Annotated in this window: 11 protein-coding genes; 4 read left to right on the top strand and 7 right to left on the bottom strand. The window is 45.7% G+C overall.

Features of this window, described 5'->3' with window-relative positions:
• The first annotated feature begins 70 nt into the window (after positions 1-70).
• The 3 genes from MFF31_RS14820 (at position 71) to MFF31_RS14810 (ending at position 2913) form a co-directional block, all read left to right on the top strand.
• Entirely contained in the window at positions 71-1144 is a 1074-nt protein-coding gene (locus tag MFF31_RS14820; RefSeq protein WP_238188888.1) for a glycosyltransferase family 2 protein, read from the top strand.
• A gap of 177 nt (positions 1145-1321) precedes the next feature.
• Entirely contained in the window at positions 1322-2587 is a 1266-nt protein-coding gene (locus MFF31_RS14815) for a DNA polymerase IV (protein ID WP_238188887.1), read from the top strand.
• Entirely contained in the window at positions 2584-2913 is a 330-nt protein-coding gene (locus MFF31_RS14810; protein ID WP_238188886.1) for a YolD-like family protein, read from the top strand. Before MFF31_RS14815 ends, MFF31_RS14810 begins: the two co-directional genes overlap by 4 nt.
• Positions 2914-2917: 4 nt before the next feature.
• On the opposite strand, the gene MFF31_RS14805 is transcribed toward MFF31_RS14810, so the two are convergent.
• From MFF31_RS14805 to MFF31_RS14790, 4 genes are all read right to left on the bottom strand, one after another.
• Positions 2918-3427, bottom strand: a complete 510-nt coding sequence (locus tag MFF31_RS14805; protein WP_238188885.1) for a PadR family transcriptional regulator — start codon at positions 3425-3427, stop codon at positions 2918-2920.
• 45 nt (positions 3428-3472) lie between these two features.
• A complete protein-coding gene (locus MFF31_RS14800; RefSeq protein WP_238188884.1) occupies positions 3473-5986 on the bottom strand; it encodes an FtsX-like permease family protein in 2514 nt (837 codons plus the stop codon).
• Entirely contained in the window at positions 5943-6674 is a 732-nt protein-coding gene (locus MFF31_RS14795) for an ABC transporter ATP-binding protein (RefSeq protein WP_238188883.1), read from the bottom strand. Before MFF31_RS14795 ends, MFF31_RS14800 begins: the two co-directional genes overlap by 44 nt.
• A gap of 147 nt (positions 6675-6821) precedes the next feature.
• On the bottom strand, positions 6822-8144 hold the full coding sequence (locus MFF31_RS14790; protein WP_238188882.1) for a DUF2515 domain-containing protein: 1323 nt from the start codon (positions 8142-8144) through the stop codon (positions 6822-6824).
• A gap of 175 nt (positions 8145-8319) precedes the next feature.
• Here MFF31_RS14790 and MFF31_RS14785 point away from each other — a divergent pair, with 175 nt between their 5' ends.
• A complete protein-coding gene (locus MFF31_RS14785) occupies positions 8320-9015 on the top strand; it encodes an SOS response-associated peptidase (RefSeq protein ID WP_238188881.1) in 696 nt (231 codons plus the stop codon).
• Positions 9016-9281: 266 nt separating this feature from the next.
• On the opposite strand, the gene MFF31_RS14780 is transcribed toward MFF31_RS14785, so the two are convergent.
• The 3 genes from MFF31_RS14780 to recG all read right to left on the bottom strand — a co-directional run bounded on the left by MFF31_RS14780 (position 9282) and on the right by recG (position 12743).
• Positions 9282-10094, bottom strand: coding sequence for a carbonic anhydrase (locus tag MFF31_RS14780; RefSeq protein ID WP_238188880.1), 813 nt, complete (start codon positions 10092-10094; stop codon positions 9282-9284).
• Positions 10095-10330: 236 nt separating this feature from the next.
• Entirely contained in the window at positions 10331-10618 is a 288-nt protein-coding gene (locus tag MFF31_RS14775) for a stage VI sporulation protein F (protein WP_238188879.1), read from the bottom strand.
• A gap of 70 nt (positions 10619-10688) precedes the next feature.
• The gene (gene recG / locus MFF31_RS14770; RefSeq protein WP_238188878.1) at positions 10689-12743 is read right to left on the bottom strand and encodes an ATP-dependent DNA helicase RecG; all 2055 of its coding nucleotides are present in this window, start codon (positions 12741-12743) and stop codon (positions 10689-10691) included.

Below are 12743 nucleotides of genomic sequence, written 5' to 3'. Positions count from 1 at the left end.
GTATGGCACCATCTTGTATACACGTTAATAGAATGGATACTGACGAACAGAAATGAAGGGATGAGGCCGATTGGTTACTATCAGTTTATGTATGATTGTTCGCGATGAAGAGGAAAGCCTGGGGCGCTGCCTAGCTTCCGTGAAGGAAGCAGTCGATGAAATTATTATTGTCGATACGGGTTCAACAGATCGTACTAAAGAGATTGCATCGTCATTCGATGCCGTTATTTATGATTTTAAATGGATCGACGATTTTGGCGCTGCCCGCAACTATGCCTTCGAACAGGCCACACAATCTTATATTTTGTGGCTTGATGCAGATGATGTTATCGAAGAAGCAGATCTCCTCCGATTGAAGGAACTTAAGAAACAGGAGGATTTCCCTTACGACAGTGTTTCAATGAATTATGTTCTGAGTGTCGATCAAGATGGAAATCCGCTCTACAGCCTGCGTAGAAACCGTCTTGTCCGCCGTGCTTGCAACTTTCGCTGGGTAGGCCCCGTCCACGAATATTTGGCCGTATATGGTAACATCCATCATAGCGACATTGCTGTTACCCACAAAAAGGAGCGCCTCTACACTGATCGTAATCTGCAAATTTATTTAAAGCGGCATGAAGCGGGTGAAGTGTTCTCACCTCGCGATCAATATTATTTTGCTAATGAGCTGCGGGATCACGCTAGGTTGCAAGAGGCTATCGACTGGTATGAGAAGTTTCTACAGTCTGGGCTTGGCTGGGTCGAGGATGATATTGCAGCATGTATGAAGCAGGCTGATTGTTACGGTCGTTTGGATCAGAAGAGCAGCCAGATCGCCTCTCTACTCCGTACGCTAAGTTATGATACGCCGCGCGCCGAATTTTGCTGCGAACTGGGAAGCGCATTTATCGAACAAAAGCGATTTTCTCAAGCGATCTATTGGTTTACCATTGCGACACTTCTAGAGAAACCAAAAGATCTGATGAGTGCAACTAACAGTGCATGCTGGACCTGGCTTCCCCATCTACAGCTAACCGTCTGCTACGATCGTATTGGGAATAAAGACAAAGCCATTGAGCATCACCACATTGCGAAGCACTATAACCCGAGCCATCCAAGCATTCTTTATAACGAGAAGTTTTTTAAAGGTCTTGGTCTCATTTAGCATGTTGAGTGACGAAGAGTACAATATGTTCACCCAAGGGGCGGAATTGACGCCTCTTTTTTGTTGTAAATAATACCCACTCAAAAAAGGTGGAACACGATCGTATGTTCTGTATATAATAAAGCATACAATAAAGAGAACGTATATTCGTATTTAAAAGAAAGGGGATACGTTGCCATGGGAGATGACAAAGTGATCATGTTAGCCGACTGTCGATCATTCTATGCCTCCGTAGAAAAAGCGGAGCGACCGGAACTTCAGGACCGCCCGCTTGTCGTCGCAGGCGATCCGAAACGCAGGTCGGGCATCATATTGGCGGCTTGTCCCATCGCAAAGTCGTTCGGTGTAACGACAGCAGAGCGACTCGGCGACTCGCTCTCGAAGTGTCCTGATTTAGTTATTATGCAACCTCGTATGCAGCTGTACATCGATATTTCTCTTATGATTACCAAGATTTATAAATCCTTTACTGATTTAGTTGAACCTTATTCCATCGATGAGCAGTTTCTTGACGTAACCGGCTCGCTTCATTTGTACGGAACTGCGGAAGAACTTGCAGCTCTAATTCAGCGACGAGTATTAGCGGAGACAGGCATCCATACGAGATTTGGTATCGGTCCGAGTAAAGTACTCGCCAAAACAGCATGTGACAACTATGCAAAAAAAAATGACTCTGGCGTTTATGTATTATCTCAACACAATATTAGCGAAACCTTATGGACCCTTCCCATCGCAAAAATGTTTATGGTAGGCAGCCGTATGACAAGACACTTTAATGCTATGGGATTCGAAACGATTGGCCAGCTTGCTACTACTCCACTGGAGAAACTCAAAACAATGATGCGTCGCAAGCTCGGACGCAACTCTGATATTAATGCGGAGCTATACTGGCGTATCGCCAATGGTGTTGACGATAGTCCCGTCACACCCGGTACCCATGGAACCGCTCCGCAAACGATAGGTCATATGATGACCCTTCCGCGAGACTACGGCAAACTTGAAGAAATCAAGATTGTGCTATTGGAGCTGACAGAGCTTGTCTGCCAGCGCTGTCGAAGCAAAGGATACATGGGGCATGTCGTGTCGGTCGCTTGTATGGGTGCCGACTATGATCGTCCCAGTGGCTTCAGTCGCCAGATGAAGATGGACGATTCTACCAACGTAACAAATCAAGTATACAAATTTACCCTGCAACTGCTGCAACAGCATTGGGACGGACTACCTGTCCGCAAGGTAGGCGTAAGCCTCTCTCAATTCAACCCCGATGACGAATATCAGCTATCGCTGTTCAACCCTGATCAGGAGAAATGGATGGCACTAGAGCGTGCAACGGATGCCATCAAACAGAAATATGGCGACTCAAGTATATTACGTGCGGTCTCAAAAACTGCTGTAGGTCAGGCTATGGATCGCGCGAATAAAATTGGAGGACATTACAAATGAGAAAAAAACTTGAAGGAAACGGACTCTGGGAGTCAAGCCGCATGATGCTTCCCGAGCACAAAGCAGCGATTAATGAATACGAGAAAGCTACTAGGCAGCGAGAGCGTGTAGAGCTTGACGAGCAGGAATGGGACAATGTCGCTCGTTCCATGACAGACTCGCTCCAGCAGCGGCAATTTATCACACTTCGTCTATTCCATCCGCAAGAAGAGCTGATCGTCAGCGGAGTCGTAGACCGCGTCGATCAGCTCAAAGGCCGCTTTATGGTTGATGGAGAGTGGTTTTCCATTCATGATATTGAAGGGGCTGCTGTAGAGGAATATTAAAAGCTCAGCTTGAACTAGGCATAGATTCGGCCAGCTCAAGCCATTTAATATCCGCTTCCAGATGCAATAGGCTGCCCTCGAGCAATAATATCATTGCAGCATCCCGCTCCATATCCAGCTCATTTTTCAAGGCAGTCATTTCTAATACGGACATGAGCAGCAGCCGTTTTTGGCCATCAATCATCGCTTGCCATTGCTCGAAATCTATTTGCTTTGCACACAGCAACTTGAAATAAAATTCATCTTTGAATAAGGAACGCTCGACAGGCTGGAGCAGCCAATCGAGCAGTTCCTTTTTCCCTTTGACCGTAATTTTGTACGGCTTCCGATCTTGATCCTCACCTTCTAGCGGCTCTGCCAACAAGTCGCGAACAAGCCTGTCCATCGTTGTATAGATTTGCCCCGTGTTAAGGGGCCATTGCTTATGCACCATTTGTTCAAATTCGGTTTTTATTTCATAGCCATGTCGAGGTTTCTGATATAAAAATCCAAGTATCGCATGTTTGATTGACATTAGCCCCTCCGGTTTTCAAAATATAGTAATGTATACATTTGTTTATTATTCATAACGCAGCGCCTCATTGAGTGGGATGCGAGAGGCGAGTACGGCAGGTAACCAAGAAGAAAGGAGCGATATAAACAATCCAAATCCAGCTGAAAGCGCCATCCACTTCCACGGAATAAAAAAAGGCAAGGAAAATCCAGCAACTATTTGATGGACTGACATCGCATAAGAGAGCGCAAGTCCCAACACAACAGCTGTTACAATCGAGCAGACACCTATAATAACGCCTTCGCAAACAACCATTTTACGTACTTGCCAAGGGGTACTCGCTACTGCTCGCATCGTGCCAAACTCCCTCGTCCGCTCAAATACATTCATTAACAGCGTATTCAAAATACCTACTCCTGAGACGAGTACAATTAAAGCAATCAAAATATTCATCATCGTAAATGGAACAATCATATCTGTTTTGCGATTATCTAAATATTCATCTACGAACCGCATGCCGGAAAGCCTCTCGCCAAACTGCCCCACCAGCTGCCTCTTCATCGTTTCCTGTGACACGCCAGGCGCAAGCAGTATGGACATACTCACACGATCTGTAATAGCAAATTGTTTTTCCATTTGTTCATCCGATACAAAAGCAATATTGCCACTTTCTCGTATTGAATTTACGATTGCAACTACCCGAAGCGTTTGTCTCCCCGTGGAGGTGTCCAGCACTATATGCTCGCCAACCTGACCGCCCCATGCTAAATATATAGCATGCCCGAGCGCTATCGTACTAGGTTCCTGCAAAAGCGCAATAATGTCCTTTAACGGTTGTTCCTTCGAAGTAAACATCGGTATAGACTCATTCGACTGCTCCTTAACACCGATTAAGCTCATTTTCCTCACAGCGAGCTCACCTCTCCACATTGCACTGGTCTCTCTTATTGCAGAAACACCATTAATGCCATCCGTTTCCCGCACTTTCTGAAGGTCCCTTTCTGTAAGCGGAATCGTCGTGTTTAGGACAATATCTCCACCAACCATAAATCGAGCCGACTGCTCGATACTCCTCTCCAACGAGTCGCGCAGGAAACCCATCACGAATAAAAATGAAAGACCGATACATAAAATTGCAGAGGCTATAGACATTCGGCGCAATTGCCTCGTAACACCAGTAGATGCAATCATTCCTTCAAATCCGAACAGCTTCCTTATCATTGGAAAAACAATAAATTGAATCGAACGCATCATCATCGGGAATACGAGAAGCAAGCCAGCAAAAAGAGGGAACACTCGCCATGAATATGTTAGCCACAACCCCACTCCAATAAGTGCCGTTCCAATCGCAGCGACTACATACTGGCGTCTCCCACGTGTATGAACGACCGAGTGGCTAAGCCCAGAAGATACTCGTACCTTTGAAGCTTGATAAAGTGGGATTGCTGCTGCCAGCAGTGACCCAATCAATCCAGCAGCCGTCGCCAAAGCTACAGCCCTCCACGATATGGATACAACTTGTTGCTCGGCATCATCAAGCATCTTCATAAACAAATCCGTCAGTCCGTAAGCGAGACCTACCCCAACTGCAATACCAGCAGCCGTTCCCAGCACTGCGAGCAACAATACCTCGCGCAGTACGATAGCAGCAACTTGCTCTGATGTGCAGCCTATCGTCTTCATGATAGCAAATTCACGACGTCGTTCCACTACACTCACATATAGCGTACTAAACAAAATCATTGCGCTCATCAACATTCCCAAAGCACCAAGCATATACAAGCCGGTGAAAATATCATCTAAACCGTACAACAATTCATTGTCATTTAACATGATTGGATCTAAATAAACATCATCATAAGGCTTCAGCAGCTGTTCCAGCTTAGCGGCAACAATTGTACCTTGGCCGTCTTCAACGCGAAGCTGAACGTCACGCACATCGTTAGACATAACCGCCCAGCTCTGAAGCAAGGTCAGAGGAACCGCCACATGCCACCTGCTTACACGCGTCGAATCCCAATTGGATGGAGAAGGCAACTCATCATTTTTATGTACTATGGCGGTAATGGCTATTTCTTGTCGTTTATCGCCTACTTGAAAAGCGATCGTTTGCCCTATGGATACATTCCATTTTTCAGCGATATTAGTCGTAATAATTAATCCTTGGTTTTGAAGGTTTCCCTCCTCTACTTGCCAATCCAAGATGCCGCTATCAAACCGATCGTATCCATGCAGCACTACTTTTGTATTTGGCTTAGCAGTATCCGGCTGGGCAGACAAGGAATCTAAATGAAGCCTTGCGGGCTGAGACAAATGTGCTACTGTATGGAGTACTCCCTCGGTTTCCTCTATCTGTTTCGCAAATGGATACGAAAATGTCGTATCTACACTTTTAATTTGCATATGTGCTTTGGCATTAAAGGAATTTATAAAAGTAGCGACCGTTTTTTCCGTTGTCTCCACAGTGCTCATCACTGACAAAATAGCGGCTACGCCGAAAGTAATTGCAAGAAAGGTAAACAGTGTGCGCAGCTTCTTACGTGTTAAACTTCGCCACGAAATTTTCCAAGCGTTGATCATTGCTCTTTGCCACCTTTCCTACCTCTTGAGTAATACGGCCATCCTGCATCGTAATGATGCGATCTGCGAAGCCCGCTGCATAAATATCATGCGTGACCATCACAACCGTGAGCCCCTCCTCTCGATGAAGTCTAGCTAGCAGCTGCAAAATTTCTTGCCCGCGTTTTCGATCTAGATTTCCTGTAGGCTCATCGGCCAAAATTAGCCCCGGCTTCAGTGATAGCGCTCGTGCAATTGCCACCCTCTGCTGCTGTCCTCCGCTTAGCTTTGATGGAAAAGACCTCATCTGCTCCTTCAGACCAACTTGTTCAAGCAGTTCATGAACACGACTTATCGTCTCCGTCCTAGACCTTCCGTCAGAATATAACGGGAAAGCTACGTTTTCTTCTACAGTAAGTGTAGGCAGAAGCTGATAATTTTGAAATACGAACCCCATCTTCCGTCTACGGATCAAAGTACGCTCCCGCTCGCTCATGCTTCCCAAATTTACAGCTTCCAAAAAAACGTCTCCATGAGTTGGCTTATCAAGCCCCCCAAGCAGCTGCAACAACGTGCTCTTGCCTGATCCGCTGGCGCCCATGATGGCTACAAACTCCCCTTGTTTGATATGTAAGTCTAACCCATGAAGCACCGTTTGGATTGCTCCATCCGATTCATATCGTTTGATTAGTTGATTAGCCTGAAGCAAGTTAATTCCTCCTCATAATCGAATAATAGATACTGAGTATATATACTCAGTATCTATTATCATCCAATCATTGTCAACTTATGAATTTCGAACTAAAATATCCACAACGTGAAAGAAAACAAGGAAGGAGGCTTTCTCCCTTCCTTGTTAAACACCGTTTTCCTTCCCACGCTGCGCAGTTAATACTGCAAGCTCAAGTTTGCTTAACATTAAGCCGTATTCATTCGACATCTCGAAGTTATTCGGAAGCGGAAGCACACGGAAATAACCGCTTACTGCCTCGGTGCTAAGAAACCAATCCTCCGTCTCATGAGGTTCAATCGGATGATCCTTCCATGCCGATTGCAGAGCTGGGCTATAGATTGGAGTAGCACCCGGTTTAAGCCGCCCCCCAAGCAACTTCTCCTCATAGATACGCCGAGGTGGTGCTTGACGAACCTGCTGAAACAAAAACGGCGAATAATCACTTCGCGAACCAGTATGCTTAATTGCAGCAGCAAAACATTTGGCCCCTGCGAAGACGCTTGGAACGCCGAACAACATGGCATACAGCCGTTTGCCAAATTCGATTCGCTCGTGTACATTTTGGAAGTTTTCTAAAATTAGACCTGCTAGCTGCAACTCACCGCCGCAGTTCTCTTTTCCGTTGCCGTAAGGGAAAAATACTCCGTTAAGCTGTAGCAACGATTGCAAGCCGAAGAACAGTGTTTGCAGCACACGCTTTTCAAAGTATTCGTTACGAACAACACGCCCCTCGATATAATGTTGTTCATTCACAATTAATGCCGTTGTGAGAATAGCGGAATCCTTCTCCCGCCAAAACTGACGCCAAACTGGCATCATAAAAGATGACACGCCAAACGCAGGCAGTAGATGGAATAAGCAGCGGTTTTGGCTGCGACTCCACTGATATAGCAGTAATTGGGGGTATGCATCTTGAAATATAAGCGAATTGGCCCGCTCAAGAAAGAGAAACACATCTCGGCGCTGCTTTTCTGTCAGCAGTCTTGGAATCCATTCGCCTTGCAAATCCGTCATATTCCAACCCCCATTACGGGATACCAAATGCGCAAGAAGCGCCCAGTGCAGCTCTGGAGTTCGGAAATACACATTGCGGTACGCTTCTGTACGAGTCACATTGTTGCGATTTGCTTCCGCTGTTTCTACCAGTATACGTTCAATTAACATCGATTCATCCGGAGACCATTCCTGCAAAGGAGTATCACCTTCTAACGTTGCCTTTTCTGCTTTTCCTTCAGCTTCTATCTTCAGCCAGCTCCCGGTGAGCTTTGCTACTGTAGGGGCGGCAAGCTGCAACGGCTCCGCAGACTGGAGCATTTCATGTGAAATTTGAATTGCATTCCATTTCCCAATTGCGTAAGAAAGAGCCTCGCCTGGAAGTGCAAGTATATGCTCCATCCACCCTGCTATCCCTCCTCGATCGTCAGGCCGTATGTCTTTGTCACCCATTGCGAACTCCCTCCTCATAGTACTTGTTATTACCATTATCCACGTTTCCAAGGAACCGCATACCGAAGGGAGCAACATACCGTACCCTATGCAAAAGGACGTACCTTTGCTTATCGCATACCCTTATTTCCAAATGTATAATGGAGGGACTACGATTAATGGAGGAGAGACTGCCATGTGTGGGCGCTATACAATAACGATCACGCTAGATGAACTGATGGTTAGATACATGATAGACGAAACAATGGTTCCATTTCACCGACCTAAATATAATGTCGCACCGAGTCAGCAAGTGCTAGCTATCATTAGTGACGGAACCCGCAACCGAATGGGCGAACTGAAGTGGGGACTAGTTCCAGCGTGGGCAGATGATCCAAAAGTAGGGTTTAGTATGATTAATGCACGTGCAGAAACAGCCGCTACAAAACCCGCATTTAAAGAACCATTTCTTCGTAAACGGTGTCTACTGCCGGCAGACAGTTTTTATGAATGGAAAGTAACTTCACAAGGTAAGCAGCCTATGCGCATTGTGAAGAAGGATCGTTCCGTGTTCAGCATGGCAGGTTTATATGAAATATGGATTTCACCAAGCGGAGAAAAGTTGAGCAGCTGTACGATTCTAACTACTAGACCAAATGAGGTCGTCGCACCGATCCATGATCGTATGCCAGTTATTTTGCAACCAGAGCAAGAATCATTATGGCTGGATCGCCAGCTTCAAAACGTAGCTATTCTATCATCGATGCTGCAGCCATACCCTTCAGAGCTGCTAGAGGCTTATCCTGTCGGTAATGCAGTAGGAAACGTTCGCAATGATGATCCGTCACTTGTCATTCGCCAGCAGGTGGACGAGCAGCTAGGATTATGGTGAAGAATAACTAGTAATATGCTCTGATCTTAAGCAGCAAGCTCCCTACCAAACGGTGCTTAACCCGGTACACATCCAGCTAAATAGTAAGTATCTGCTGGGAAATATCAAATAAAAGCTACGTTTTAAAGCACTGCAAGTCTAAATCGATTAACGGACTAAAACGAAACAAGCTGGCTCCGTCAACCTAACGGAACCAGCTCATTTGGGCTGCTATTTTAACATTAACTTCTACGATATTAAGGGCTTGTCCCCCGATTTAGCGGCTGTTAATGTTTTATTTCTGTTTCGTTCACGCCACGATTAAATTGAGGCTGTGCAGGACGGTGATTATCTGGGAATATGGCTTGGAACGCTTGAATCTGTGCTTTTGACATTTCAATTGGCTTCACCAACACTGTCCACTTTACTCCTTCAGAGCAAGGCGGCGTCGTTAACGAACCTTGGTAGCGGTATGCGTCTAGATCTTTAGGCAGAAGCTTCTTAAGATCGATTGCTGTTTTCAGCGTAATGTCCGCATCCGTTTTTATCTTTGGAAGCTTGCACCACATTTCAGTTACAGCTGTATTTGCTTTGCCCTCTTTAATAAGTACACCTAACACAGCAAGACTGCCAGTCTTGCTCTTATGTACCAAATGAAGCTCAAGCGGCGACGCTTTGCCATCGATCTCATGTTCACTAGGGGTATGGAAATGGAACTGTGCAAGCGTATAAGCAGTACCGGAAATAGTTAGCTCATTAGCAGTGGCTGTAGCATTAGCTTGAATCGTATGACCATTATTGCCGAAAGTGAACGCCGTCGATTTATAATTGACCGCTACTTTTTCTTTGGAATCGCTTTCATTTTTTTCATCAGTATCGATATTGATTGGGGATTGCTCCTTACCTACGTTGCAAGCAGCATAGTCTGGGCCCAAGTGACCCCAATGCTCAGTTCCAGAATCACCCATATAGGACCAATGTGGCGAGGTACCTTCAGCAGCTTTCTCGGTATGGGCGGATGGTTCCGCATAGACAATTGCTGAGGCAGACATAACAAGGATAATAGCGCCTAATAGTGTTTTAGTCAATCGTGATGGCATTCGTCATTTCATCTCCTTAAATAGGCTTTGAATTCATTAAAATGATGCCGATACTACGATTGAACACCTCCTTTGCAGCTACTGCGAACAAATTACCACGGCGAAGAATAAAAAGAAATATTCAACACATATTGATCATTTTGTTCATATGTTTCAAAGTTTATGACTTTTACTGTGCATTTGATTAAATAGTTATAACCCCTGATTGGAATAAAAAAAAGCTGACCGAATATCGGTCAGCGGAACATTCCCCAAAGCTTAAGCAGATGGAATGTGTTGTTGGGATCAATCTTCTGCTCTATTATAAAAGCAACTATCCCGTCTTCTTGCGTTTCTGTCAACTTCTCCTGCAATATAACTGACGCTGACTTCACCAGCTTGCGCACTTTTGCACGATCCTGCAAATCGTATTTGGTCACATGACCGAGCAGCACTCTGATTCGGTCCTTCACTGCAGGATTTTTTAACTTGATCTTTACGCGCTCGACCAATTGCGGCTTTATGCCGTAATTCTGGTAGCTCACCGTTCCAGCACCTCCATTCGGCAATCCAGTCTAATGAATTAACTATATGCCGATGGGTGGAAATAATTGCCTAGTCCAGCTGCTCCCCTTGAAAAAATTGATCCTGACGCAAAATATGCCACAGCCTGGCAAACGATTCATTCGACCAAAAGTCTTCCCGCTCCGTGAGCCGTGCTGCATCTTCTCGCGCCAATTCCAGCACTTCAAAATCGCTTACCATATCTGCAATTTTGAACTCAGGCAACCCGCTTTGTTTTGTCCCAAAGAAGTCTCCTGGGCCGCGCAGCTCAAGGTCTCTGCGTGCAACCTCAAAGCCGTCATTCGTTTCAGTCATAACTTTCATTCGTTCCCTGCCGGTTTCCGACTTAGGATCGGCTATAAGAATACAATGCGACTGGTGCTCTCCTCGGCCAACTCGTCCCCGAAGCTGATGAAGCTGAGAGAGGCCAAATCGTTCTGCATCCATAATGATTATTAAAGTAGCGTTCGGCACATCTACGCCTACCTCTACAACCGTTGTTGCGACGAGAACTTGGGTCCCATTCGCACCGAAATCAGACATAACAGCATCCTTTTCGGCAGCAGTAAGTCTACCGTGCAACAGCCCAACCTTCAAATCTGGGAAAGCTTGCTGCAACTGAACGTATTGATCGATCGCATTTTGTACATCAAGCTTTTCTGACTCCTCAATAAGTGGACAGATCACATACGCTTGTCGTCCATTTGCAACTTCCTTACGAATGAAGCCAAGGACACGATCCATTGCGTCATGTTTCACCCAATAGGTTTTTATCGGCTTGCGCCCTCGCGGCATTTCTCTTAGTGTGGAGACGTCCATATCTCCAAACGCGGTAATTGCAAGTGTGCGTGGAATAGGTGTAGCTGTCATCGTAAGCACATCAGGATTCATCCCTTTGCGCCTCAGTATGCTTCGTTGATTCACACCGAAACGGTGCTGCTCATCGGTAACAACTAATCCTAAGCTTCTAAAGAACACACCTTCTTGAATAAGAGCATGCGTTCCTACAACAATGTCGATAAGACCCATTTGAAGACCAGCAACAACATCTCTTTTCTTCCGCTCTGTAAGACTGCCCGTCAGCACGCCTACTTGAAGTCCTAACTCTGAAAAAAGCTTTTGCAACGATCTCGAATGCTGCTCCGCAAGAATTTCGGTTGGCACCATCAAAGCGCCTTGATGTCCTGCCTTTACAGCTCCGTATAATGCAATCGCTGCAACAATCGTTTTGCCAGATCCTACATCACCTTGTAACAGACGATTCATACTATAGCCACGCCGCATATCAGTCAATATTTCGTTAACAACCTTCTTCTGAGCATCTGTCAGCTCAAAGGGAAGCGTAGCAGCAAAGGAACGAATCGTCTCGCTGTCAATTCGGAATGCGATGCCATCGTTCCTACTTCGGTTCAGAGAACGATACGCTTGCAGCTTTAATTGAAACAGAAATAGCTCCTCGTAAACCATACGTCTACGCGCCTCTTGCCCTTGTTTAATATCACTTGGCACATGGATAAGTTTAATCGCCTCAATCCTAGGCATTAAACGATGCTGCTCAACAAGTTCATACGGCAGCACTTCTTCCAGCATCGCACCATATTGCGTCAATGCAGCCTCTATCATCTTCCTAATCCATGATTGCGTTATATTGCCGCCGATGGAATAGACAGGCTGCAAAGAACCTGATTTCGAAGATTTAGCACTGTCCGGAAACTCCGATCCAGAGACCGTAATCTGCAAGCGATGCTGTTCCCACTTACCCGTGAGCAATATTTCACGTGAAGGAAGCAATTGCTCCTGCAAATAATGACGATTGAACCAAACAGCCGATATAAGCAAACCGCCTACCTCAACTTTACAGGTGAGACGAGACTTCCCCTTCCCATATCGTTGAAGTACAGGAGTTCCCCGCACAATACCTAGTACAGTTCCTTTCTCCCCATTCTTCACATCAGCAAGCTCACGTACACGGTAATCTTCATACCGATAAGGAAAATAGGTAAGCAAATCTACAATTGTTTTCACGCCAAAGGCGTGAAGCTCTCCTTCTTTCAGAGCGCTCACGCCTTTGAGTTGCCTAACAGAAATTTGATCCAGCTTGATCAT

This window comes from Paenibacillus sp. L3-i20, from assembly GCF_022180385.2.
In the GTDB taxonomy this organism is placed as follows: Bacteria; Bacillota; Bacilli; order Paenibacillales; family Paenibacillaceae; genus Pristimantibacillus.
The sequence above is the reverse complement of the archived record's forward strand: the minus strand, read 5'-3'. Positions and strand labels throughout refer to the sequence as shown.